The sequence below is a fragment of the Mesorhizobium sp. WSM4815 genome (assembly GCF_055811575.1).
Window position 1 is genome coordinate 1 of the sequence record NZ_JBVVQS010000008.1, and the last position, 236, is coordinate 236.

1 protein-coding gene is annotated in these 236 nt (G+C 64.0%); it reads right to left on the reverse strand.

The annotated features are described in order from the left end of the window. On the reverse strand, window positions 1-236 hold a 236-nt coding region (locus tag AC0L2B_RS00030; RefSeq protein WP_473743605.1), incomplete at both ends, for an HAD hydrolase family protein.

Sequence of the window (236 nt, forward strand, 5' to 3'; positions counted from 1 at the left end):
CGCCTCGGCAAAGCCGTCCTGCTCGTTGCTCGCAGTGACATGCGTGGCCTCGTCCTTGACGTTGTCGGCGGCGTTGCCCATCGCGATCGAGGTGCCGCTGACGCGGAACATCGCGAGATCGTTCTGCATATCGCCGATGGTGGCAACCGCGTCGGTCGAGATGCCCAAGCGCTGGGCCATGGCCTGCACGAACGTGCCCTTGTTGAAGCCGGGCGGGGTAACGTCGAGATAATAGG